This is a genomic window from Rhodospirillales bacterium (genome assembly GCA_016710335.1).
Lineage (GTDB): Bacteria > Pseudomonadota > Alphaproteobacteria > Rhodospirillales > Defluviicoccaceae > JADJXQ01.
The window spans coordinates 102,686-125,099 of record JADJXQ010000005.1 but is presented as its reverse complement, the minus strand read 5'-3'; the positions used below and the strand labels follow the sequence as shown (position 1 = coordinate 125,099).

Annotated in this window: 26 protein-coding genes; 12 read left to right on the top strand and 14 right to left on the bottom strand. The window is 66.1% G+C overall.

The genetic code is table 11. From position 1 onward, the window contains the following. Nucleotides 1–6: 6 nt before the first annotated feature. Nucleotides 7–921 (bottom strand): cation diffusion facilitator family transporter, encoded by a 915-nt coding sequence (locus IPM60_10325; GenBank protein MBK8908279.1) that lies wholly within the window; start codon nucleotides 919–921, stop codon nucleotides 7–9. Beyond that, nucleotides 918–1,508 (bottom strand): pyridoxamine 5'-phosphate oxidase, encoded by a 591-nt coding sequence (pdxH, locus tag IPM60_10320; GenBank protein MBK8908278.1) that lies wholly within the window; start codon nucleotides 1,506–1,508, stop codon nucleotides 918–920. Before pdxH ends, IPM60_10325 begins: the two co-directional genes overlap by 4 nt. 168 nt (nucleotides 1,509–1,676) lie before the next feature. Between pdxH and IPM60_10315 the strand changes: the two genes are divergently transcribed. Then, nucleotides 1,677–2,594, top strand: a complete 918-nt coding sequence (locus IPM60_10315; GenBank protein ID MBK8908277.1) for a J domain-containing protein — start codon at nucleotides 1,677–1,679, stop codon at nucleotides 2,592–2,594. 15 nt (nucleotides 2,595–2,609) lie between these two features. Further along, on the top strand, nucleotides 2,610–2,933 hold the full coding sequence (locus IPM60_10310) for a hypothetical protein (protein MBK8908276.1): 324 nt from the start codon (nucleotides 2,610–2,612) through the stop codon (nucleotides 2,931–2,933). Here IPM60_10310 and IPM60_10305 read toward each other — a convergent pair. Then, nucleotides 2,913–4,223 carry a YihY family inner membrane protein gene (locus IPM60_10305; protein ID MBK8908275.1) on the bottom strand — a complete coding sequence of 437 codons (1,311 nt, stop codon included), beginning with the start codon at nucleotides 4,221–4,223 and terminating at the stop codon, nucleotides 2,913–2,915. The two genes, IPM60_10310 and IPM60_10305, sit on opposite strands and share 21 nt — an antisense overlap. A 204-nt stretch (nucleotides 4,224–4,427) precedes the next feature. On the opposite strand from IPM60_10305, the gene fabI reads away from it, so the two are divergent. The 3 genes from fabI to IPM60_10290 all read left to right on the top strand — a co-directional run bounded on the left by fabI (nucleotide 4,428) and on the right by IPM60_10290 (nucleotide 7,295). Next, the gene (gene fabI / locus IPM60_10300; GenBank protein MBK8908274.1) at nucleotides 4,428–5,264 is read left to right on the top strand and encodes an enoyl-ACP reductase FabI; all 837 of its coding nucleotides are present in this window, start codon (nucleotides 4,428–4,430) and stop codon (nucleotides 5,262–5,264) included. Nucleotides 5,265–5,270: 6 nt separating this feature from the next. Further along, nucleotides 5,271–6,344 (top strand): chorismate synthase, encoded by a 1,074-nt coding sequence (gene aroC / locus IPM60_10295; protein MBK8908273.1) that lies wholly within the window; start codon nucleotides 5,271–5,273, stop codon nucleotides 6,342–6,344. Nucleotides 6,345–6,449: 105 nt separating this feature from the next. Beyond that, the gene (locus IPM60_10290; GenBank protein ID MBK8908272.1) at nucleotides 6,450–7,295 is read left to right on the top strand and encodes a transglycosylase SLT domain-containing protein; all 846 of its coding nucleotides are present in this window, start codon (nucleotides 6,450–6,452) and stop codon (nucleotides 7,293–7,295) included. 17 nt (nucleotides 7,296–7,312) lie between these two features. On the opposite strand, the gene IPM60_10285 is transcribed toward IPM60_10290, so the two are convergent. Further along, on the bottom strand, nucleotides 7,313–7,480 hold the full coding sequence (locus IPM60_10285; GenBank protein ID MBK8908271.1) for an EAL domain-containing protein: 168 nt from the start codon (nucleotides 7,478–7,480) through the stop codon (nucleotides 7,313–7,315). A 305-nt stretch (nucleotides 7,481–7,785) separates the two neighbouring features. Here IPM60_10285 and IPM60_10280 point away from each other — a divergent pair, with 305 nt between their 5' ends. Continuing rightward, on the top strand, nucleotides 7,786–8,205 hold the full coding sequence (locus IPM60_10280) for a hemerythrin family protein (GenBank protein ID MBK8908270.1): 420 nt from the start codon (nucleotides 7,786–7,788) through the stop codon (nucleotides 8,203–8,205). Nucleotides 8,206–8,263: 58 nt separating this feature from the next. On the opposite strand, the gene IPM60_10275 is transcribed toward IPM60_10280, so the two are convergent. From IPM60_10275 to pdhA, 3 genes are read right to left on the bottom strand one after another with little or no spacing between them, the layout of a single operon-like run. Beyond that, on the bottom strand, nucleotides 8,264–9,616 hold the full coding sequence (locus tag IPM60_10275; protein ID MBK8908269.1) for a pyruvate dehydrogenase complex dihydrolipoamide acetyltransferase: 1,353 nt from the start codon (nucleotides 9,614–9,616) through the stop codon (nucleotides 8,264–8,266). 13 nt (nucleotides 9,617–9,629) lie between these two features. Further along, nucleotides 9,630–11,006, bottom strand: coding sequence for a pyruvate dehydrogenase complex E1 component subunit beta (locus IPM60_10270; protein ID MBK8908268.1), 1,377 nt, complete (start codon nucleotides 11,004–11,006; stop codon nucleotides 9,630–9,632). Between the two features lie 20 nt (nucleotides 11,007–11,026). After that, nucleotides 11,027–12,055, bottom strand: a complete 1,029-nt coding sequence (gene pdhA, locus IPM60_10265) for a pyruvate dehydrogenase (acetyl-transferring) E1 component subunit alpha (protein ID MBK8908267.1) — start codon at nucleotides 12,053–12,055, stop codon at nucleotides 11,027–11,029. Nucleotides 12,056–12,466: 411 nt separating this feature from the next. Between pdhA and IPM60_10260 the strand changes: the two genes are divergently transcribed. From IPM60_10260 to IPM60_10240, 5 genes are all read left to right on the top strand, one after another. Beyond that, nucleotides 12,467–13,216 (top strand): electron transfer flavoprotein subunit beta/FixA family protein, encoded by a 750-nt coding sequence (locus IPM60_10260; protein ID MBK8908266.1) that lies wholly within the window; start codon nucleotides 12,467–12,469, stop codon nucleotides 13,214–13,216. Next, the gene (locus IPM60_10255) at nucleotides 13,216–14,148 is read left to right on the top strand and encodes an electron transfer flavoprotein subunit alpha/FixB family protein (GenBank protein ID MBK8908265.1); all 933 of its coding nucleotides are present in this window, start codon (nucleotides 13,216–13,218) and stop codon (nucleotides 14,146–14,148) included. The genes IPM60_10260 and IPM60_10255 overlap by 1 nt, the downstream gene beginning before the upstream one ends. Nucleotides 14,149–14,191: 43 nt before the next feature. Further along, nucleotides 14,192–15,067: a 3-hydroxybutyryl-CoA dehydrogenase gene (locus IPM60_10250; GenBank protein ID MBK8908264.1), complete on the top strand. Its 876-nt coding sequence runs from the start codon at nucleotides 14,192–14,194 to the stop codon at nucleotides 15,065–15,067. 128 nt (nucleotides 15,068–15,195) lie between these two features. Next, nucleotides 15,196–16,014 carry a GNAT family N-acetyltransferase gene (locus tag IPM60_10245; protein ID MBK8908263.1) on the top strand — a complete coding sequence of 273 codons (819 nt, stop codon included), beginning with the start codon at nucleotides 15,196–15,198 and terminating at the stop codon, nucleotides 16,012–16,014. Between the two features lie 2 nt (nucleotides 16,015–16,016). Further along, nucleotides 16,017–16,829 (top strand): 1-acyl-sn-glycerol-3-phosphate acyltransferase, encoded by an 813-nt coding sequence (locus tag IPM60_10240; protein ID MBK8908262.1) that lies wholly within the window; start codon nucleotides 16,017–16,019, stop codon nucleotides 16,827–16,829. Here the strand turns inward: IPM60_10240 and IPM60_10235 are convergent. Further along, a complete protein-coding gene (locus tag IPM60_10235; protein MBK8908261.1) occupies nucleotides 16,796–17,203 on the bottom strand; it encodes a DUF2177 family protein in 408 nt (135 codons plus the stop codon). The genes IPM60_10240 and IPM60_10235 overlap by 34 nt on opposite strands. 145 nt (nucleotides 17,204–17,348) lie before the next feature. On the opposite strand from IPM60_10235, the gene IPM60_10230 reads away from it, so the two are divergent. Further along, a complete protein-coding gene (locus IPM60_10230) occupies nucleotides 17,349–17,777 on the top strand; it encodes a DUF2846 domain-containing protein (protein ID MBK8908260.1) in 429 nt (142 codons plus the stop codon). Between the two features lie 18 nt (nucleotides 17,778–17,795). Here IPM60_10230 and IPM60_10225 read toward each other — a convergent pair whose 3' ends face one another. From IPM60_10225 to IPM60_10200, 6 genes are all read right to left on the bottom strand, one after another. Then, entirely contained in the window at nucleotides 17,796–18,401 is a 606-nt protein-coding gene (locus tag IPM60_10225) for a ribonuclease HII (GenBank protein ID MBK8908259.1), read from the bottom strand. A gap of 1 nt (nucleotide 18,402) precedes the next feature. Next, nucleotides 18,403–20,181: a phosphoenolpyruvate--protein phosphotransferase gene (gene ptsP / locus IPM60_10220; GenBank protein MBK8908258.1), complete on the bottom strand. Its 1,779-nt coding sequence runs from the start codon at nucleotides 20,179–20,181 to the stop codon at nucleotides 18,403–18,405. Between the two features lie 86 nt (nucleotides 20,182–20,267). Further along, nucleotides 20,268–20,573: an HPr family phosphocarrier protein gene (locus IPM60_10215; protein MBK8908257.1), complete on the bottom strand. Its 306-nt coding sequence runs from the start codon at nucleotides 20,571–20,573 to the stop codon at nucleotides 20,268–20,270. Beyond that, nucleotides 20,570–20,977 carry a PTS sugar transporter subunit IIA gene (locus tag IPM60_10210; GenBank protein MBK8908256.1) on the bottom strand — a complete coding sequence of 136 codons (408 nt, stop codon included), beginning with the start codon at nucleotides 20,975–20,977 and terminating at the stop codon, nucleotides 20,570–20,572. Before IPM60_10210 ends, IPM60_10215 begins: the two co-directional genes overlap by 4 nt. 33 nt (nucleotides 20,978–21,010) lie before the next feature. Continuing rightward, nucleotides 21,011–21,955: an RNase adapter RapZ gene (gene rapZ / locus IPM60_10205; GenBank protein MBK8908255.1), complete on the bottom strand. Its 945-nt coding sequence runs from the start codon at nucleotides 21,953–21,955 to the stop codon at nucleotides 21,011–21,013. Then, the gene (locus IPM60_10200) at nucleotides 21,952–22,386 is read right to left on the bottom strand and encodes an HPr kinase/phosphatase C-terminal domain-containing protein (GenBank protein ID MBK8908254.1); all 435 of its coding nucleotides are present in this window, start codon (nucleotides 22,384–22,386) and stop codon (nucleotides 21,952–21,954) included. Before IPM60_10200 ends, rapZ begins: the two co-directional genes overlap by 4 nt. Nucleotides 22,387–22,414: the final 28 nt, after the last annotated feature.

The window sequence follows — 22,414 nt, the reverse complement described above, 5'->3', positions numbered from 1 at the left end:
CGTGCACTAGTTGAACACCGCGCGAGGTTCGGGGACGCCGTGCGGGTCCTCGTGGATCAGCACTTCGGCGGTGGGGTAGGCCGCTTCGATCTCAGCCATGACGGCCTCGGCGATCGAGTGTGCCTCAAGGAGGGTGAGGCTTCCTTCCATCTCCAGGTGAAGCTGGATGAAGGCGTGGCTGCCGGCGGCTCGAGTACGGAGGTCGTGCATGCCGATCACCCCGGGATGCGCCTGGGCGATGGCGCGGATGCGGTCGCGGTCTTCCTGCGGCAACTCCCGGTCCATAAGCTGGTTGAGACTGCCGTTGAGGATCTCCCACACGCCGCGCAGAACGATCAAGCCGACCGCGATGGCGAACAGCGGGTCGGCAAGGGTCCAGCCGAACTGGCTTGACAGCACGAGGGCGAGGACGACCGCGCCGTTGGTGAGCACATCGGTCGCGTAGTGCAGCGAATCGGCGCTTATGGCCACAGAACGGGTGCGGCGCACCACATGGCGTTGGTAGAGCACCAGCGCGACGGTGAGCACGATGGACAGCGCCATCACCGCGAGCCCGACCTCGCTGCGTTCGATCGGGCGCGGGTGGAACAGGCGGCTGCCGGCCTCGAACAACAGGAACAGCACCGAGCCGCTGATGAAGGCCGCCTGAGCGAGCCCCGCGAGCGGCTCCGCCTTGCCGTGCCCGAACCGGTGTTCGCGGTCGGCTGGCTGGATCGCCTGCCGCACCGCGACCAGATTGACGACCGAGGCCGCCAGATCGAGCATCGAGTCGATGAGAGTCGACAGGATGCTCATCGAGCCGGTCATGAACCACGCGACGGCCTTGGCGACAATCAACACGCCGGCGACGGCGACGGCGGCCACCGCCGCCCGGCGCTTGAGACGGTTGCCGTGTTCACTGGTGGCCGACACATCGCTCATGGATACAGCTCCCTGATCTCCCACCGGCCCTCCGTCCGCCGATAAACGAACCGCATGTGCAGGCGGAACGTGCCTTCCTCCCAAAACTCGATGACCTGCGGGATCAACCGGAACCCGGACCAGAACGGCGGCCGCGGCACCGTGCCCACCGGATGACGGGCGGTCACGCGGGCGAGGCGCGCTTCCAATTCGAACCGCCCCTGCAGCGGCTGCGACTGCTTGGAGGCCCAGGCACCCAGCTGGCTGATGCGCGGCCGGGTCGCGAAGTAGGCGTCGGCCTCGGCATCGGACACCGGCACCACGGTACCCTCGATGCGCACCTGACGCTTGCGGCTCTTCCAGTGAAAGCACAGCGCCGCGCGGGGATTGGCGGCGAGTTCCTGCGCCTTGCGGCTGCCGAGATTGGTGTAGAACACAAAGCCGCGGTCATCGACGCCCTTCAACAGGACCATACGCGCCGATGGCGCCCCGTCGACGCCCACCGTGGCCAGCGTCATGGCGTTCGCGTCGCTCGGCTCCGAGCTTTCGGCTTCAGCCAGCCACGCCTCGAACCGCGCGAAGGGGTCTTCGTCGGAGTGCCGCGTCATCCTGTCCCTGCTCCTCCAAGGGTGGCGTTGCGTCCCGCCCACATCCTCCATATACAAGCATGGTGCGACTTCGGATGCGATGTCGGATGGCGACCTGGGCATGCGATGTGGCCGGCAGCCCGTGGCGACACCCGTGATACCGCGACAGCGGGGCCGCGCGGCGGACGAATGACAACTGGCGAAGCACACGTGCGCGATCCTTATCAGGTTCTGGGAATCAAGAGGGGCGCAGACGCGAAGGAGGTCAAGAAGGCCTACCGCAAGCTTGCCCGCGATTTGCATCCCGATCTGCATCCGGGGGACAGCAAGGCGGAAGACCGCTTCAAAGAGGTCGCGGCGGCCTACGACTTGCTGTCGGATGCCGAGAAAAAGGGGCGGTACGACCGCGGCGAGATCGACCCCAGCGGTGCGCCGAAGGCGGAACGGACCTTCTACCGCAACTATGCCGAAGGCGACTCCGGCGCCCGCTACCATGATCCGCGCGAGTTCTTCCGCGACTTCGAGGGCACGGACATTTTCAGCGACTTGTTCGGCCGCGGCGCCCGCACGGCCGCGGCGCGCGGCGCCGACACCAGGGCGACGCTCGACGTGGACTTCGTCGACGCCGTTGTCGGCGCGAGCCGCGAAATCATCCTCTCGAACGGAAAGCGGCTGAAAGTGACCATTCCGCCGGGATCGGCGGATGGCCAGGTGCTGCGCCTCAAGGGCCAAGGCATGGCGGGAACCGGCGGCGGCGAGACCGGCGACATCCTGATCGAGCTCAAGGTCCACCCCCATCCGCAGTTCGAGCGCAAGGGCGACGACATCCACGCTGAACTTCCGGTCACCCTCGCCGAGGCGGTGCTCGGCGCCCGCGTGGAGGTGCCGACCATCGACGGTCGGGTCACCCTCACCATCCCCAAAGGCTCCAATACCGGTAGCCGATTGCGGTTGCGCGGCAAGGGCGTGCCGCGCGCCGGCGGCGGCGGCCGTGGCAATCACTACGTGACACTGAAGGTGGTGCTACCCGATCAGCCGGATGCGGAGCTCACCAAGCTGGTGGAGGAGTGGAGCACGCGCCACCCGTACAACGTTCGCGGCTCATAGGGTGAGGCACCGGGAATGGCGACATTCGAGGACATCATCCAGATCTATCACATCGACCGGGTCCAGCTGACGACGTGGATCCGGCGGCGGTGGGTGCGTCCGCAGGAAACGCCGGCTGGCTTGACGTTCGACGACGTGGACCGGGCGCGCCTCGATCTCATACGGGAACTGCACCGGGATTTCGCGGTGGATGACGACGCTCTCGATCTGGTGCTGACGCTGCTCGACCAATTATATGCGGCTCGCCAGATTTTGCGGACGGTCGAGGAGGCGGTCGAGAAGCTGCCCGCGCCGATGCGCGCCGAATTCCGCCAACACCTAGCGCGGAGTGCGGATTAGCACGGGGCTCGGCATGGTCCCCGCCGCTGAACTCCGATCCTCCTCCAGCAGCAACGAGCGGAGACTAACCCCGAGCGCCTCCCGCCGCCGCTCCCCGTCCCGGCGCAGCAACTTCTCCAGACGTAGCAGCCAGCCATCCTCGTCCGGTCCGCCCGCGTCCAGCGTCTCGGGCGGCACATCGAGATCGAGCGCCGCCAGGAGGTGGTAGAGGGTGGTCGATTCTGGGTTGCGGGCGGGCAGCCACCGACCGTGCTTGGTGATATCGACGAAGCGCTCTTCGCGCAGCGTCTCCAGCATGGCGTCGACCGTGGCGTCGGTCACCGAGGCGACCGACTGCAGCAACGCGCGCCGCTTGAGCCCGCCGCCGGTCTCCGTACAGCGATAAAGTTGCGCAAGGAGCGTCAAAGCCAGCTTAAGGCGCTCTGCCGGGGTGAGCGCGTTCGGGCCAAACCTCCGTCTCCGCCCCCATTCCGGCAGCGCCGACGTGATGATCGCGCCGAGCAGGATCACAGCCCAAGACAGATACATGTAGAACAGAAAGATGGGGAGAATCGCCAGCGCCCCGTACAGGGTCTGGTAGGTAGGGAAGTTGGCGATATACAGGGTGAATCCGACACGCAGCAAGACGAAGGCGAAGCCGGCGACGACAGCGCCGAGCAACGCATGCCGGAATTTGACCGGCCGGCTCGGCAGGATCATGTAGAACATGGTGAATGCCGCGATCGCCAGCGCCGCCGGAACGATGGCGCCGGCGAACGCCAACCCGCCCTGGATCTGTTCGCCGCCGAGCGATCGGGTATAGGCGTGGAACACGGTGGCGAGAGAGAAACTTGCCCCCAACAGCAGCGGGCCCAGCGTCAGGATCGCCCAGAACACCAGCAAGCGGGTGGCGATCGGACGCGGTTTCGACACCCGGAAGATGTCGTTCATCGCCGCTTCGACGGTCGAGAACAGCAGCAACGCGACCACCGCCAGACCGATCACGCCGATGGCGGTCACGCCACGCGCGGCGCCCAGAAACTGATCGAGGTACTCTTGCGCCGCATCGACGGCCTCGGGCAGAAAATTGGAGAAGATGAACGCCCTTATCTGGACCTGTATGTTGTCGAACACCGGGAATGCGGCCAGCACCGCGAAGCCGATCGCCATCAACGGCACCAGCGCCAGCAAGGACGTATAGCTCAGCGACGCAGCCACCATGAGGCCGCGGTCCTTATCGAAGCGGTGCCACACCAGCACCGCGAACGTCTTCAGGTTCTCCCAACCGATCTTGGCCGTTGCGAGTCCCATCACCGCACCCGCCTCCCGCAATTGACGCGAACGCTGTCATCATATAAGGCCATGAGACGCTGGGGAAACGCCAGAGCGGAATTTGATCATCGTCGTCTCGGCGGTTCGACGTTGGCGGGTTTCCTCGACCTCCAAGCGGCCCATGTCGCCGCCGATCTGCGACGGCGTCGATGTGGACTCCCGATGCAATAGAGGAGAATTCCGATGACCAGGACTGCACCGCTCATGGCCGGCAAGAAGGGGCTGATCATGGGTGTGGCGAACGAGCGGTCGATGGCGTGGGGTATCGCGCGGTCGCTGCACGCACATGGCGCAGAGCTGGCGTTCACCTACCAGGGCGAAGCGCTCGAGAAACGGGTGCGGCCGCTGGCCCAGTCCCTCGACTCCGACCTGTTGGTGTCGTGCGATGTGGGCGACGAAGCGCAACTGGCCACGACCTTCGACGTGATCGCGGACGGCATGGGGTCGATTGACTTTGTCGTCCACGCCATTGCCTTTTCGGACAAGGAGCAACTCAAGGGGCGCTACGTCGACACCACCGCGGACAACTTCAGCGAGTCGTTGCTGATCTCCTGCTACTCTTTCACCGCGGTCTGCCGACACGCGGAACGGCTGATGCCGAACGGCGGCAGCCTGTTGACCCTTACGTACCTGGGCGCCGAGCGGGTGATGCCGCACTACAACGTCATGGGAGTCGCCAAGGCGGCGCTGGAAGCCAGCGTCCGCTATCTGGCCGAGGATCTCGGCCGTCAACGGATCCGGGTCAATGCCATCTCCGCGGGGCCGATGAAGACGCTGGCCGCTTCGGGTATCGGCGACTTCCGGTATATCTTGCGCTGGAACCAGTACAATTCCCCGCTCCGCCGCAATGTCACCCTGGACGAGGTGGGCGGCGCCGCGCTCTATCTGCTGAGCGATCTCGCGTCCGGGGTCAGCGGCGAAGTCCACCACGTCGACTGCGGCTATCACGCCATCGGCATGCTGGCGCCGGACGCGGCGCCGCAGGTCCGCGCGATGCTGGAAGGCTTCAAGTCCGAGTAGCGGGTCGTGTCCGGCAACACCTTCGGCCATCTCTTTCGCGTCACCTCGTTCGGCGAGAGCCACGGCGCCGCCATCGGCTGCATCGTCGACGGCGCACCGCCCCGCATTCCCCTGAGCGAGGCGGACATCCAGGTGTGGCTCGACCGGCGGCGGCCGGGGCAGAGCCGTCACACCAGCCAGCGGCGCGAGCCGGACCGGGTCCGGATCTTGTCCGGCGTGTTCGAGGGCGTCACCACCGGCGCACCGATCGGTTGCGTCATCGACAATGTCGATGCGCGCTCCAAGGACTATTCGGACATCAAGGACCTGTTTCGCCCCGGCCACGCCGATTTTACCTATCACCAGAAATACGGGGTGCGAGACTACCGCGGCGGCGGTCGCTCCAGCGCCCGCGAAACCGCCATGCGCGTCGCCGCCGGCGCGATCGCCCGCAAGGTGCTGGGCGAGCGTGTGGGGATCCGCGGCGCCCTGGTGCAGATCGGACCCCACGCAATCAACCGCAGCGACTGGGACTGGCAGGAGGTGGAACGCAATCCATTCTGGAGCCCCGACGCCGGCGCCGCCATGGTGTGGGAACAGCATCTTGATGCGGTGCGCAAATCCGGCGGATCGACTGGCGCCATCGTCGAAGTCGTGGCGTCGGGCGTGCCCGTCGGTCTAGGCGCCCCCACCTTCGACCGCCTCGACGCCGACATCGCCAAGGCGATGATCAGCATTCCCGCCGCCAAGGGCGTGGAGTTCGGCAGCGGCTTCGCCGCCGTCGCGATGACCGGGCCGGAGCACAATGACGCGATGCGGATGCAGGACGGCCAGCCGGTGTTCCTCACCAACCACGCCGGCGGCGTGCTCGGCGGCATCTCATCGGGCGGGGACATCGTCGTCCGCGTCGCCATCAAGCCGACCAGTTCGGTCGCCACCCCGCAACAAACCGTCACCGTCGGCGGCGAGGAGACGGAGGTTGTTACCCGCGGCCGCCACGACCCGTGCGTCGGCATCCGCGCCGTGCCGGTGGCGGAAGCGATGCTGGCGCTGGTCCTCGCCGACCACTGGCTCCGCCACCGGGCCCAGTGCGAAGAATGATGCGGAGAAGGACCACGCCCTCCGGTTCCGTTAGCGCTGGCCTCGAACGTGCATGGCAATTCCCAAGGAAGGGGAACCGCCATGCTTCAACGCCAAGTCGTTTCCATGTCGATGCTGATGCTTTTGATGGCGCTCGCCTTCATGCAGGCGATGCACGCCGCGCATGGGGCGCTGCCGCGAGCCGGCGATCCCGGCCGCACGCTCTGCGCGCGGGAGATCCGCCACCAGGAGCGCACCCACAACATTCCGCAGCACCTGCTCGCCGCGATCGCTTTGGCGGAGTCGGGACGCTGGGATGCCTCCCGCAAGGAAAGTTTTGCCTGGCCATGGACGGTGATGGCCGAGGGCAAGGGGCGCTTTTTGCCGAGCAAGGCGGAGGCCGTCGCTACCGTCCGCCGCCTCCAGGCTGAGGGGGTGCGCAACATCGACGTCGGCTGTATGCAGATCAATCTCCGCTATCATCCGGACGCGTTCGCAAGCCTGGACCAAGCGTTCGATCCTGCCGCCAACGCCGCCTACGCGGCAACCTTCCTTGCAGCGTTGTTCAGGGAAACCGGGTCTTGGGAGCGGGCGGTAGCGCGCTACCACTCGGCGACGCCCGAACACGCCATCCCCTATCGTGAGCGGGTGATGACGCTGTGGGCGCGGGTTCGAAACGATCCGCCGGCGTTTGACCCGCCGGCGCCGCCAGCAACGACAGTGGCGACATCGCCCCCGGATTTGGCGGCGCCCATCGATCATGAGCGAATGGCCCGCATCAGCGCCGCCAGGACCGCCGCGGCGCCGCGGCAGCGGTCGATCCTGACCGCCGGCGGCGCGAGCGGTTCCGTAGTTCGCCGCGACGCCGACCACGCCGCGCTGTTTGCCGAGAACCGCCGCCGGCAGCTTCAAGAGTGGCGGAGCCTGGTGAAACGCCTCAAGAGCGCCACCACCATGGCCGCGGCGCCCTGACCGGCGCAGCCGGGTGTTCAGGCCGCCGCCGGTATGAGGGGAAAGTCCGCCGGTGGGACCGGCCTGCCGAGCAGGAAGCCTTGAGCCAGGTCGCAGCCTTCGGCCTTGAGAAACGCGAGCTGCGTCTGGGATTCGACAGACTCGGCCGCGACGGCTACGCCGCAATCGCGGGCGAGACTGATGATGGAGCGGACCGGACCGCGGGTAGCGCCGGCGTGCGCACATGCAACAAGGCCAGGAGCTGACTCTTGGTTGCGGCCTCGCGAAACCCGTTATCCCCGGTCGTGCGCTCGCCCATAGTAGCCATCAATATCCCCCAACCCGGGCGGTAGCTGGGGCCGACATTGCGGTGCAGGCGACGGGCTCGGCGCGCCGCTGAGAATGGCGGAGAAGGGATTGCAATTTGGCGTCCGGCGCGCTACCGTTGTATATCGCGCTGCAAAATGCGCCATGGAGCGGCGCTGGGACGGACGCTGGACGGGAGAACGGGATGCCGTTACTTCACTGGCGGCAGAACATGAGCCTCGGCCACGAGGCGCTGGACGCCGATCATAAGCATCTCATCAATCTGATGAACCGCCTGCACTACATGATGCTTGCCGGCGACGAGGCCGCAGCGATCCATGGCACGCTCGACGACCTGCTGCACTACGTGCAGTACCATTTCGAGCGCGAGGAAGGGCTGATGCGGCGAAGCGGCTATCCGAACCGCGAAGCTCACCGGTCCCTCCATCATGAGTTGGAGGAACGCCTCCGCATGTTCAAAAGCGCCTATGAATGGAGCCCCGAGACTTTCGACCGGCCGGATTTCTACGACTTCGTCACCGACTGGCTCCTGGTCCACTTCATGTGCGAAGACATGCGCATCAAGCCTTACGTCGCGGCCCTTAAAGAAGCGGAATCGGTCTAGGCGCGCAGCGCTGAGGTCGACGGCGTCATGTCGCCCTCGGCCGTCCCCCGCGGCCGCCCTACAGCAGCATGGTCAGCGGCTGTTCCAGGAGTTTCTTGAGAGCGGCGAGAAACTCTGCGCCCACGGCGCCGTCGACGGCGCGATGATCGGCGGAGAGAGTGCAGGTCATTATAGTAGCAATGGTAAGCGCCCCGTCCTTGACCACCGGCCGCGGCTCGGCGACGCCGACCGCGAGCAGGCAGGTCTGCGGCGGATTGATGATTGCCGCGAACTCCCGGATGCCGTACATGCCGAGGTTGGAGATGGTGAAGCCGCCGCCCTGGTACTCCTCCGGAGCCAGCTTGCCGTCGCGCGCCTTCACCGCCAAAGCTCGCACCTCCGATGAGATTCCCGCCAGGCCCTTGCGGTCGGCATCGCGGACGATCGGGGTGATCAGCCCGTTGGGGGTGGCGACGGCGACCGAAATATCGACGGCCTCGTAGAGCCGGAGCGCGTTGTCGCCCCATGCCGAATTGCATGCGGGATGACGGCGAAGCGCCGTCGCCGCCGCTCTGATGATGAAATCGTTGAGCGAAAGCTTGTACGCGCCCTCGCCGGTGGACGACGAGCTGTTGAGTTGGTCGCGCAATTCGATCAGCGCGTCGACGTTGCAGTCTATGGTCAGGTAGTAGTGCGGGATGTCCCGCTTTGACGCCGTCAAGCGTTCGGCGATGACCTTGCGCATGGTCGTGTGCGGCACGTCTCGGTAGGGGCGGCCGGTCTCGGGCAGCTGAGGCGCCGGCTTCGCGGGTGCCGCCTTCCCAGGTGTCGCAGGCGCACCCAGAGCTTCGCCGGCGGCTTGGCGCGCGGCTCCAGGCTCGGGCGCCGCTTCGGCGGCGGGCTTGGCGGTGCCGGCGGTGATCGCCGCCTCCACATCGCGCTTGATCACCCGACCGTTGGGTCCCGACCCACCGATGCGCGCCAGATCCAAACCCGCCTCAGCGACCATTCGCCGCGCCAATGGGCTCGCAAAAATGCGTGATCCCCGACCCGCCTGCGGAGTCGGCGCCTCTGCAGGGACTGCTTTCGCAGCCGGCATTGCCTCAGGTTCCGCTGTTTCCGGCTCCTGGGCCGTGGGTCCTGGCTCCTGACGCGGAGCCGGCGCGGCGTCCAGCGCCGCTGGGTCCTCGCCCTCTTCCAGGATCAGCGCGATCGGCGTGTTGACGGCGACGCCGTCGGTCTCTGCCGGCACCAGGATGCGCCCCAGCACCCCTTCATCGACGGCCTCGACCTCCATGGTGGCCTTGTCGGTCTCGATCTCGGCGACCACGTCGCCGGCGGCCACATCGTCCCCCTCCGACTTGAGCCAGCGGGCGAGCCGGCCCTCGGTCATCGTCGGCGACAGCGCCGGCATCAGGATGGGGATGGGCATGGCTTTGGCTCGTCTAACGGTAGCAGACGGCGCGGGCGGCGGCGGCGATGCCGTCGGGCCGCGGCAGAGCGAGGCGCTCGAGGTTGGCGGCGTAAGGCATCGGCACGTCGGCGCCCGTCACCCGCGTCACCGGTGCGTCCAGATGGTCGAACGCGTGCTCCATCATCAGGGCCGCGATCTCGGAGCCGATCCCGGCCGCCGGCCAACCCTCCTCGACGGTGACGATGCGGTTGGTCTTGCGGACCGATGCGGCGATGGTATCCACGTCGATCGGGCGCAGCGAGCGCAGGTTGATGACCTCGGCGTCGATGCCGTCGGCGGCCAACAGCTCCGCCGCTTCGAGCGCCATGCCGACCATGCGCGAGAACGCGGTGATGGTTACGTCTCTGCCGGGGCGCTCCACATGGGCGCGGCCGATGGGCAGCACGAAGTCCGGATCGGTCGGCGCCTCGAAGCTCTGGCCGTACATGATCTCGTTTTCAAGCACCAGCACCGGGTTGGGATCGCGGATGGCGGCCTTGAGCAAACCCTTGGCGTCCGCCGCCGACCACGGCGACACTACCTTGAGGCCGGGACAGTGGGCGTACCACGACGCATAGCATTGAGAGTGCTGGGCGGCGACGCGGGCGGCGGCGCCGTTGGGACCGCGGAACACGATCGGCGAGCCCATCTGGCCGCCGGACATGTAGAGGGTCTTGGCGGCCGAGTTGAGGATCTGGTCGATGGCCTGCATGGCAAAGTTGAAGGTCATGAACTCGACGATCGGCCGCATCCCGGCGAACGCCGCGCCGACCCCGAGCCCGGCGAAGCCCTGCTCGGTGATCGGCGTGTCGATCACCCGCTTCGGCCCGAATTCGTCGAGCAGGCCCTGGCTGACCTTGTAGGCGCCCTGGTACTGGGCGACCTCCTCACCCATCAGGAACACCTCCGGATTGCGCCGCATCTCCTCGGCCATGGCGTCGCGCAGCGCCTCGCGCACGCTCATCATCGCCGTCGGCCCCGAGTACTCGGCGGCGGGCGGCGGCGTCGACGCCTGGATCGGCTCGGCCGGCACCGGCGTCGTAGCCTTGGCGGCGCCAGGCTCCATCGACACCGGCTGCGGACCTTCCTTGCTGAGCGGAAGGGCATCGAGCGCGGACGTATCCTCGCCTTCTTCCAGGATCATCGCGATCGGGCTGTTGACGGCCACACCTTCGGTGCCCTCCGGCACCAGAATCCGGCCGAGAATGCCCTCGTCGACGGCCTCCACCTCCATCGTCGCCTTGTCGGTCTCGATTTCGGCCAGCACGTCGCCGGATGCCACCGCATCGCCCTCCTGCTTCACCCAGCGGGCGAGGGTGCCTTCGGTCATAGTCGGCGACAGCGCCGGCATCAGCACTTGGATCGGCATGGGGGATCTCCGGAAGGCGTTCAGGCTTCGAGGAGGATGTCGGTATAGAGTTCGGACGGATCGGGCTCCGGCGACTCCTGCGAGAACTCGGCAGCCTCGTTGACCACCTCCTTGACGTCGCGATCGATGGCCTTCAGCGCCGCCTCGTCGATGGCGCCGCTGTCAAGCAGGTGAACGCGGAGCGCCTCGATGGGGTCGCTCTCGGTGCGGACCTTCTTGACCTCGTCCTTGGTGCGGTACTTGGCCGGATCCGACATGGAGTGCCCGCGATAGCGATAAGTCCGCAGCTCCATCACATAAGGCCCGTTACCGGCCCGCACGTGGGCGACGACGTCGGCCGCGGCGGCGCGCACGTCGAGCACGTTCATGCCGTTGACCTGGAGTCCGGGGATGCCGAACGCCTCGCCGCGACGGTAGAGGTCGGTGGTCGCGGACGCGCGTTCGACCGATGTGCCCATGCCGTAGCGGTTGTTCTCGATCACGTAGATCACCGGCAGCTTCCACAGCGACGCCATGTTGAAGGATTCGTAGACCTGCCCCTGGTTGGCAGCGCCGTCGCCGAAATAGCAGAAGTTGATACCGCCGTCGCCGCGGTATTTGTGGGCGAAGGCGAGGCCGGTCCCGAGCGGCACCGAGGCGCCCACGATGCCGTGGCCGCCATAGAAATTCTTCTCGCGGCTGAACATGTGCATCGAGCCGCCCTTGCCCTTGGAATAGCCGCCGCTGCGCCCGGTGAGTTCCGCCATCACACCTTTGGCATCCATGCCGCAGGCCAGCATGTGACCGTGATCCCGGTAGGTGGTGATCACCGAATCGACGGCTTCCGAAAGGGAATGAATGCCGACCACCACCGCTTCCTGGCCAATGTAGAGATGGCAGAAGCCGCCGATTAGCCCCATCCCGTAGAGCTGCCCCGCCTTCTCCTCGAACCGGCGGATCAGCAGCATCTGGCCGTAGAGCTCCAGGAGCTGCTCCGAACTCAGCCCGGCGCTCGTTGACGCTTCGGCCGTGCTGTCGTCGTGGCTTGCGGAACTGGCCTCGATTGCCATGGAACCTACCTCTGATCGCTTGAGAATCAGGTGCGGCCGCACGTCGAATGGCGGGCGGGTGGGCGACGATTCTGCATACTATTGCGACGGCTTCGCAGACACAAGGCTCGCCGCGTTCCGCGTATCGGTCGCGATGATGCTCAAGGACGGCCATGTTCGATGTGAGCCTTTGCCTGTACCGGACGGCCGGGCGCCCTGTGGGTCCGCGACGGGAGAGGAAGGCCGCCTGTAATCGTCTCAACACGGTCCCGCCGCTGCGCTTGACCTCGGTCCCCCCTTGCGCCTAGTGTGCATGAGCGAACGATGCGCCGCGCGGAGTTGCAGAAATCCATTTAAGTTGTGAGGGTTGCCTGAGGTTTTTGCGCGCCGGGCGGCGGGTCAAGAGAAACTTTACGGGAGATGGCGGCAACAATGAAACTTCTCGTCGGCGTCAAGCGCGTCATTGATTACAACGTCAAGATCCGCGTCAAGGGCGATGGCTCCGGTGTGGAGACCGCGAACGTCAAGATGTCGATGAATCCCTTCGACGAAATCGCCGTTGAGGAGGCGGTGCGCCTGAAGGAGGCGGGCACCGCAACTGAGATCGTCGCGGTGTCGATGGGCGCGAAGCAGTGTCAGGAAACCATCCGTACCGCGCTGGCCATGGGCGCCGACCGCGGCATCTTGGTCGAGAGCGACGCCGAGTTGCAGCCGCTGGCCGTCGCCAAGCTGTTCAAGGCCTTGGTCGAGCGCGAGACGCCGGACCTGGTGGTGCTCGGCAAGCAGGCCATCGACGACGACTCCAATCAGACCGGACAGATGTTGGCGGCCCTGCTCGGCTGGGCCCAGGGGACCTTCCTTTCCAAGCTTACGTTGAAGGACGGCGAGGCAGAGGTGGTCCGCGAGATCGACGGCGGCCTCGAGACCGTCGCCATCAAACTGCCGGCGGTGCTCACCGCCGACCTCCGCCTCAACACGCCCCGCTACGCGTCGCTTCCCAACATCATGAAGGCCAAGAAAAAGCCTATCGAAACGATCAAGGCCGAAGAGCTCGGCGCCGACATCGCGCCGCGGCTGAAAACGATCAAGGTCGCAGAGCCGCCGAAGCGGGAGGCAGGCGTCCGGGTCGAGAGCGTCGCCGAACTCATGGACAAACTCCGGAACGAAGCGAAGGTCATCTGATGAGCGTCCTCGTCATTGCCGATCACGACAACAAAGCACTTAAGGCCGCCACCCTCAGCACCATTGCCGCCGGGGGTCAACTGGGTGACGTCGCGGTGCTGGTGGTGGGCAGCGACTGCCGCGCCGTCGCCGAGGCGGCGGCCAAGGTGCAAGGCGTCAGCAAGGTGCTTTTGGCCGATGCCGAGGCTTACGCGCATCCGCTGGCGGAGGCATTGGCCCCGCTCATCGTCAAGCTGGCGGCGGATTATTCACATATCCTTGCGCCGGCGATGACCACCGGCAAGAACGTCTTGCCGCGCGTGGCAGCGCTTCTCGACGTGGCGATGCTGTCGGATGTCAGCGCCATAGAAGACGCCGACACCTTCGTCCGCCCGATCTACGCAGGAAACGCGCTGGCGACGGTCAAGAGCGCCGATCCTGTCAAGGTCGTCACCGTGCGCGCCACGTCCTTCGAAAAACCGGACGCCGAAGGGAGCAGTGCGGCAATTGAAGAGATCCAAATCGCAGAGGACCCCGGCCTGTCGCGGTTCATCGGCCAGGAACTGACCAAGAGCGAACGCCCGGAACTGACCACGGCCGGCATCGTCATTTCCGGCGGCCGCGGCATGGGCAGCGGCGAGAACTTCAAGCTGATCGAAGAGTTGGCCGACAAGCTCGGTGCCGCTGTCGGCGCATCCCGCGCCGCGGTCGATGCCGGATTTGTCCCCAACGACTATCAGGTGGGCCAGACCGGCAAGGTGGTGGCGCCGCAGCTCTACATTGCCGTTGGAATTTCGGGCGCCATCCAGCATCTCGCCGGCATGAAGGACAGCAAGGTCATCGTCGCCATCAACAAGGACGAAGAGGCGCCGATCTTCCAGGTCGCGGACTACGGCCTCGTCGCCGACCTGTTCAAGGCCTTGCCGGAGCTGTCTGCAGAGCTGGACAAGTAGAAGCTCCGGACCAGAATCCGGGCGCCTCGGGAGAACGCCGCCGATGGCCATTGCCAAGGTCGCCATCATCGGTGCCGGGCAAATGGGGACCGGTATCGCCGAAGTGTGCAGCGTCGCCGGCTACGATGTCTACCTCATGGACGTCTCCGAAGCCCGCCTTGCGGCCGCCACCGACGCCATCAATGAAAGCCTCGAGCACATCGTCGAGCGCGGCCGCATGACCGAGGCCAACGCACGCCAAGCCCTCGCCCGCATCACCTGCGGCCTGGACTATGCGGGCGTCGGCGACGTGGAACTGGCGATCGAAGCCGCCGACGAAAACGAGGAGATCAAGACCCGTATCTTCCGCGAGTTGTGTCCGGCGCTGCGTCCGGACGCCATCATCACCACCAACACCTCGACGCTGTCGGTGACCCGTCTCGCCGCGCGCACGGATCGGCCGGGTCGGTTCATGGGCACCCACTTCATGAACCCGGTCCAGAAACTGGAGCTGGTCGAACTGATCCGCGCCATCACCACCGACGAGGACACCTTCCGGACCATCCGCGAGTTCGTGACCTCGCTCGGCAAGACGCCGGTGCCGGCCGAGGACTTCCCCGCCTTCGTGGTGCACCGGGTGCTGATGCCGATGATCAACGAGGCGATCTACGTGCTCTACGAGGGCGTCGGCACGGTGGTCAGCATCGACACCGCGATGAAGCTCGGCACACACCATCCCATGGGTCCGCTGGAGTTGGCGGACTTCATCGGCCTCGACACCTGCCTGGTCGCCATGCACAACCTGCACGAAGGTCTCGCCGACACCAAGTACCGGCCGTGCCCGCTGCTCGTCAAATACGTCGAGGCCGGCTGGCTGGGGCGCAAGACGGGGCGCGGCTTTTATGACTACTCGGGGCCTGAGCCGACGCCGACCCGCTGACCGGGCGCCGGGACGGGTTGCAGAAGCAGTCGAATCCACTTGATGCCGCCGAAGGCGTTTGCCATACCTGTGTCATTCGCTGGCCGTCGTTCATAACGGAGCCCCTCGAACTGGTTGCTCAGATGGCAATGCTCGACACGGGGCGGAACAGCGAAATTCAGCCGTTGATCGTCAACAATTTTGCGCTCCGCCTGGCACGCAACGCTGACGAGGTCGACGCGGCGCAGGCCCTCCGCTATCGCATCTTTTACGAGGAGTTGACGGCGGAGCCGACTCCGGAAATGAAGGCCCGCCATCGGGACTTCGACGACTTCGACGACATTTGCGATCACTTGCTGGCCATCGACATGGATCCCGAACACGGCGGCTTCGTCGTCGCCGGAACCTACCGGCTGCTGCGGCGCTCGGTGGCGACGCGGCACTGGGGATTCTACTCCGAGAAGGAATACGACGTCGCCGACCTGCTCAGCTTTCCCGGCGAGATCGTCGAGCTCGGCCGCTCGTGCGTCGACCTGAACTACCGCTCCCGCGGCGTCCTAAAGCTGTTGTGGCGGGCACTGGCGAATTACGTCGCGCATTATGACATCGACCTGTTGTTCGGGTGCGCCAGCTTCCCCGGCACCGAGCCCGACGCCATGCGCGCGCCCCTTTCGTACCTCAACCACTTTCACATGGCGCCGCAGGGGCTGCGGCCCCGCGCCCTCGATCAGCGCTATGTGGGCATGAACCTTCTGCCGCCGTCGGAGATCGACGTGCAGTCGGCGCTCGGGGATTTGCCGCCGCTCATCAAGGGCTACCTGCGGGTCGGCGGGTTCGTCGGCGACGGCGCCGTCATCGACCGCCAGTTCAACACCACCGATGTCTGCATGATCGTCAAGACGGACCAGGTCACCAAGAAATACGACCGCCACTACAAGCGCGGCACCGGCGACCCCCCCGGCAGTTGAGCATGCCCGTGTCCCGCTTGCGGTCGGCAGTGCGGCTGACAGGCTTCATCCTGCTCACGGCGGTGTTGTTGCCGATATACGCGCTCAGCCTGGGCCCGTTCCTCCGCACCAGGCGCCCGATCCAAGTCTTCTGGTGCCGGCTCGTGTGTGTCCTTTGCGGGCTGACCGTCCGTGTCTCCGGTACGCGCCACGACGGCGGCGCCACGCTGTTCGTCAGCAACCACGTCTCCTACCTTGACATCCCCGTCCTCTCCCGGCTGATCGAGGCGACGTTCGTCGCCAAGAGCGAAGTGGCCGATTGGCCATTGTTCGGCCTGATCGCCCGGCTGACGGGGACTGTTTTCGTCGATCGGCTGAGCAGCAAGGCCCGCGGTCAGCGCGCGGAAATTCGCCGCCGGTTGGCGGGCGGCGAGAACCTGTTGCTGTTCGCGGAAGGAACCAGCACGGACGGAACCGCGGTCGCGCCCTTCAAGTCGGCGTTGATGGACGTCGCCGTCGACAGCGCGGCGCCGGCCAACTGCGTCGTGCAACCGGTCTCCGTTACCTACCCCCGCGCCCGCGATGGATCGCCCCTGACCGGCGCGCGAGCGCAGCACTACGCCTGGTACGGCGACAAGACCCTGGCGCCGCACCTTTGGCAAATGCTGGGGCGGCCAGGGGCCGAGGCCGAGGTTCAATTCCATCCGCCGGTGCATCCGGCGTCTTTCGCCGACCGCAAGAGCCTTGCCCGCCACTGTTACGCCGCCGTTGCTTCGGGCGTTGCCGCGGCGCATGCCCGGGCCTATAGCGGGTGGAATAAGCACGCCGCGGAGTAACCGGCCACCGCCGCCAGTGCGGTCACGAACGTGCCCCAAGCGAGGTCGACTACTGCAAAGCGGAGCGGCCAGTCGCGCAAGGTGGCGAGATTGGTCAGATCATACGTCGCGTAGGCGAATAGACCGAACAGGGCGCCGAACACCAACGCGGTGCGCCACGATCCAGTCTCGAACGCCGGCGACACCGCGAACACGACGACGCCGACGATATAAAGAAGGTAGAACACCGCCGCCGCCGCAACGTTCACCTGCTCCGCCATCATCGGACCGATGGCGTTGCGGTAGAAGGACTTGGCCACCAGTCCGAGCCAGAAGCCGTCGGCCACCAAAAACACGGCGGCGGCGGCGGCATAGGCGATCGCGAACTTGAGCATTCTGCTATCCTCTCTGCGCGCCGCCGATGCCGGCGGCTCCGATGGATGGAGGTACGCGGCATATTGGCGGGGGGATCACCGGCGACAGCGGGCGCCAAGTCGAAGCGGTGCACGCCGCCGGCGGGACATGGAAAAGGAGGAGCCGGTGAAATTGCCGGGAATGCTTGCGTTGCTGGTCTGCTGCGTAACCGTCGCCAACTGCGCGAGCGGACCGAGGTTTGGCAATGTCGAAAGGAAGCTCGCCGCCCTTCCGCCGGGGATGGCCCGCGTTTACTTCTACAGAACGGGATTGCTCGGGGCAGCGGTTCAGCCGGACGTCTATCTCAACGGCTACCGGATCGGGGAATGTGTGCCGAACGAAGTCTTCTACCGCGATGTCTGGCCAGGGCGGTTCGAGGCCGTCGCCGTAACCACCACTGAACGCAGGTTCACGTTCTCCATCGCCGCCGGCGAGACCAAGTTCGTGAAATGCTCGGTCGGCGTCGGGTTGGTGTTCGGCCACGGCCAACTCGAAACCATCGACCCGGTGCAGGCGCGGCGCGCCATTCAGGATTTGGAATTCGTCGAGCCCTAGATGCTGAACCTCTGGCAGTTACTCGCACAGCATGCTGTATACCGGCGCGAAACTCCGGCGATGATGTGGCGTTACGCCGAGGCGTGCGATCGCCATACGATGCTCTGCGGTGCCGTAGCCGGCATTCCGCTCCCAACCGTAGCCGGGATAGAGGCGGGCAATCTCCTCCATCCAGCGGTCGCGGGTGACCTTGGCGACGACGGAGGCCGCGGCCACGGAGAGGCAGCGTCCGTCGCCGCCGACCACACAGTGGGCGACGCAGGATAGCGCAGGAGCGCGATTGCCATCGACCAGCACCGCATCCGGCTCAACCCCCAGCGCCGCGACGGCGCGGGCCATCGCCAGCAGCGTCGCCTGCAGGATGTTCACATGATCGATCTCAACAACATCCGCGTGCCCCACGCCCACCCGGCTGCAGGTCGCCAACATCTCGAACAGCGACTCACGCGTGGGCCGGCTGAGGCGCTTTGAATCATCCAGCCCGTGCAGCAGCGCGTCGCTCAGGCAATCGAGGTCGAGGATCACAGCGGCAGCCACGACAGGACCGGCCAGGGGCCCGCGGCCGGCTTCATCGATGCCGGCAACAAGGCCGCCCAGCGCGCGTTCCATGGTGAGATCCGGCACCTCAGCCCCCCGTCATGAATTCCTCGAGCAGCGCCTGAATGCGGACCGGATCGGTTTGCTCCATGATCTGTTGGGCGCGATGAGTGGCGGCGACCAAGTCGAGGTCCAGGATCTGACGTTTGACTGCAGGCAAGCTGGTCGCCGTCATCGACAGTTCGCGGAAGCCGAGGCCGAGCAGCAGGGCGGTCATGCGCGGATCCCCGGCGATCTCGCCGCAGACGCTAGCCGGGATGCGCGAGCGCAGCGCGGCGGCCGCAGCGAACTGGATCAGTCGCAGCACCGACGGGTGCAGCGGATCGTAGAGATGGGCGACCCACTGGTCGCCGCGATCGATGGCCAACGTGTACATGGTGAGGTCATTGGACCCGATCGCGAAGAAGTCGCTGACCAGCGCCAACGAGTCCGCGGCCAGGGCAGCGGCCGGCAACTCGATCATGGTGCCGAGCGGCGGCAGCGCCATGGGGATCGCGGCGCCCCGGCGGTGCAGTTTGCGGGCCGCCCTGGCGAGGATTTCGCGGGCGGCCCGGACTTCGGCGAGAGTGGAGACCATGGGCAGCAGAATCCGCACCGGGCCATGGGCGCCGGCTCGCAGAATGGCGCGGAACTGCATTTCGAGCATGTCGGGGCGCGCCAGCGACAAGCGGATGCCGCGCATCCCGAGCAACGACGCGCCGCTTTGCCCGAACTCAGCCGCCATCGTCTCGGTGGCAAGCTCACCGCCGAAGTCGGGGGTGCGGATTGTCACCGTGTGGCCGCCGGCGCGTTCGACCAGTTCGTGCAGGGTCTCGTACTGCTCTTCCTCGTTGGGCGGGTTCGGGCGATTGATGAACAGGAACTCGCTGCGCAGGAGGCCAACGCCGGAGGCTCCGACTTCGTTGACCATGTCCATTTCGATCGGCAGCTCGACGTTGGCCTGCAGGCTGATCTCGACACCGTCGCGGGTGATCGCCGGTCGCTTGGCGAGCCGCGTCAGGCGCCGCTTCTCGCGCAACCGGTCGCTGCGCCGACGGCGGTATTCAGTCAGCGTGTTCGGGGTCGGGTTGACATAGACGCGCCCCAGATCGCCATCGACCAGCACCCGCTCGCCGGGCTTGATCTCCCCCGTAATGCCGGGGATGCCGAGCACCGCCGGCAGTCCGAGGGCGCGCGCCATGATCGCCGTGTGGCTCTGGCGCCCGCCGGCGACGGTGGCGAGACCGACGACGCGCGTCGGGTCGAGCTGCGCGGCATCGGCCGGTGTCAGCTCATCGGCGACGATGACGCTGTCCTTGGGCAGGGTCGAGAGGGTGGTGCCCGGCGTCTGCTGGACGAGATGCCGGATCAGGCGACGCCCGACCTCCCGGATGTCGTCGCCACGAGCGGAAAGGTAGGGATCCTGCATTGCCTGGAAGCCGTCGGTGATCGACACGATCTGCGCCTGGACAGCGGCCTCGGCGTTGATGCGGTCACTGGCGATGCGGTCGTTGGCGCCCCGCACCAGCCGCGAGTCCTTCAGCATGTGGAAATAGACATCGAGGAGGAGGCCGATCTCCTCCGCGGCGATGCCGGAGATGGCGTGGGCCTTGCCGCGCACCTTGGCCTGCAGGCGCTGGATCTGGCGTCGCGCACGGATCGCTGCGGCCTTGAGCCGCTTCTGCTCGGCGATCACCTGGCCGGCCGCAATGCGGTACTCCGGTACCTCGCCGAGACTCGACTCCCGAACGTAGGCGGTGCCGAGGCCGACACCGGGCGACACGCCGAAACCGTCGAAGATCAACTCCGGCGGGACGTCCTCTGGCACGAGGGCGTCAGGAAGTGCGTCGCTCTCCGGTTCCAATCTCACCACCTGCGATCATGCGTTGCCCATTGACGGCCTGCGTAAATGTCTCAGTCCTCCTCGAACTTCGCTTCGATAATGTTGCTGAGCACCCGAATGGCTTCCTCCGCCTCGCGGCCTGTGACGGCCAGCTCCAGCTCCGTACCGCAGCCTGCCGCCAGCATCATCAGACCGAGAATCGACCGGCCGGACACCGACTGGCCCTTCTTGGTGACCGTAACGTCACAATCGAAACCGGCCGCCAGCTTGACGAACTTGGCGGCGGCCCTGGCATGCAATCCTCGCTGGTTGGAGATCACGACGGTTGTGCGTAGGACATCGCTCCGCTGTTCTGCAGGGCCATCGTCGACGCTCACGTTTCCTCCTGCGTGAGCAGACGGGACGCGATGTTGATGTACTTGCGCCCCGCCTCCTGCGCGGACTGGGCGGCGTCCTGCAGTGACTCGGTCTGCCGCACGCTGGCAAGCTTGATCAGCATCGGAAGGTTGACGCCGGCGATCACCTCCACGTTGGCCTGGTGCATGATGGAGATTGCCAGGTTGGACGGCGTGCCGCCGAACATGTCGGTCAACAGGATCACCCCGTTGCCCTCCTCGGCGCGCGCGACGCTATCGAGGATCTGGGAGCGGCGCAGCTCCATGTCGTCGTCCGGACCGATGCAGATCGCCACAATGTTGACCTGTGCGCCGACAACGTGTTCGAGGGCGAGGATCATCTCTTCGGCCAAGCGACCATGGGTTACCAGAACCATTCCGATCATGGGATCGACATTGCCCCTTGTTGTTCCGCGCCGTCAGTCGCTTCTGTCGACATCGCGATGGAAGAGACGGACGCGGTGTGCCGTTTGCGCCAACCACGCTGCGACCTGTTCGGCGACGAACACTGAACGGTGGCGGCCGCCGGTGCAGCCGATGGCGATGGTGAGATAGCTCTTCCCCTCCGCCGCATAGCGCGGCACCAGAAGCCGCATCAGTGCCTGCAGGGTGTCGATGAACTCGGCCCAGGCAGCATCGTTGCGAATGTAAGCGGCGACCTCCTGGTTTTTGCCGGTCAGCGCTTTCAGTTCGGGTTCATAGTACGGGTTGGCGAGAAAGCGAACATCAAACACGAGGTCCGCCTCCCGCGGCAGACCGAGGCGGAACGAAAAAGACGTGACGAAGATGGTCAGGCCCGGCTCGCTCGTGTTCCCGAATTGCGCTTCCAGTATGCGCTTGAGGTCGCCGAGGTTGAGGCCGGTCGTGTCGATGACTTGGTCGGCCCGCGTGCGCAACGGGTGTATCGTCCGCCGCTCGATGGCGATCCCGTCGCTGAGCGGACGGTCGACGGCAAGCGGATGTCGGTGACGCGTGACGGTGTAGCGCCGGCTCAGTTCCTGATCATCACAGTCCAGAAACAACAATTCGACGTGCCGACCGCTTTCCTCGGCGACGCGGCCAAATTCCTGCAGGAAAACGTCGGCATCGAAGGCGCGGGTGCGAATGTCGATGCCGATCGCGAGAGATCGGGCCGGCAACGCGCCGTCGGCTCCTGTGGGAACGACCAGTCGATCCAGCAGCGACAGCGGAGCATGGTCCACGGTCTCATAACCGAGATCCTGAAACGCCTTGAGCGCCGAAGTCTTGCCGGCGCCCGACATGCCGGTCACGAACACGACACGGGCGGTTGGGCGCGCGCGCAACTCTGAAAGCTCCGGCACGTCTCCACCTGCGGCCGGCGGGGATTCACGTCTGGTGTTCATTGAACCGGCATTATACCGCCAGTGGCAATCCGCACCGCAAGCCGAACCTTGGCCGCTGCCGATGCTTCGAATGCTGCCAATCGCACGAGCGGCAGGGAGACACCGGCGATGTCGGTGGCGGCGGGCGCCGGCAGCCGTTCCACCGACGACGATGATCCGAGCTCGACGACGACGACCACGCGCACTGGCGCGTGCGCGGCGAAGCGGAGGATGCCGAGCCCGCGCACTTCGATCAGGCCGCGGATCGGCTCCGGCGCCGTCGCCGTCAGCCCGCCGTCGTTGATGGTTAGGGCGGTGTAGTCATCGGCAACCAGCCCGGCGCCGTCATCGATCAAGCGAAGCGCGAGGTCGGATTTACCGGAACCGGACGGGCCGCGGATGAGCACGCCGTGCCCGTCGACCGCGACGCATGTGCCACGAATGTGTTGCATCTCCGGAACAGTAGGAAGGCCGCGAAGC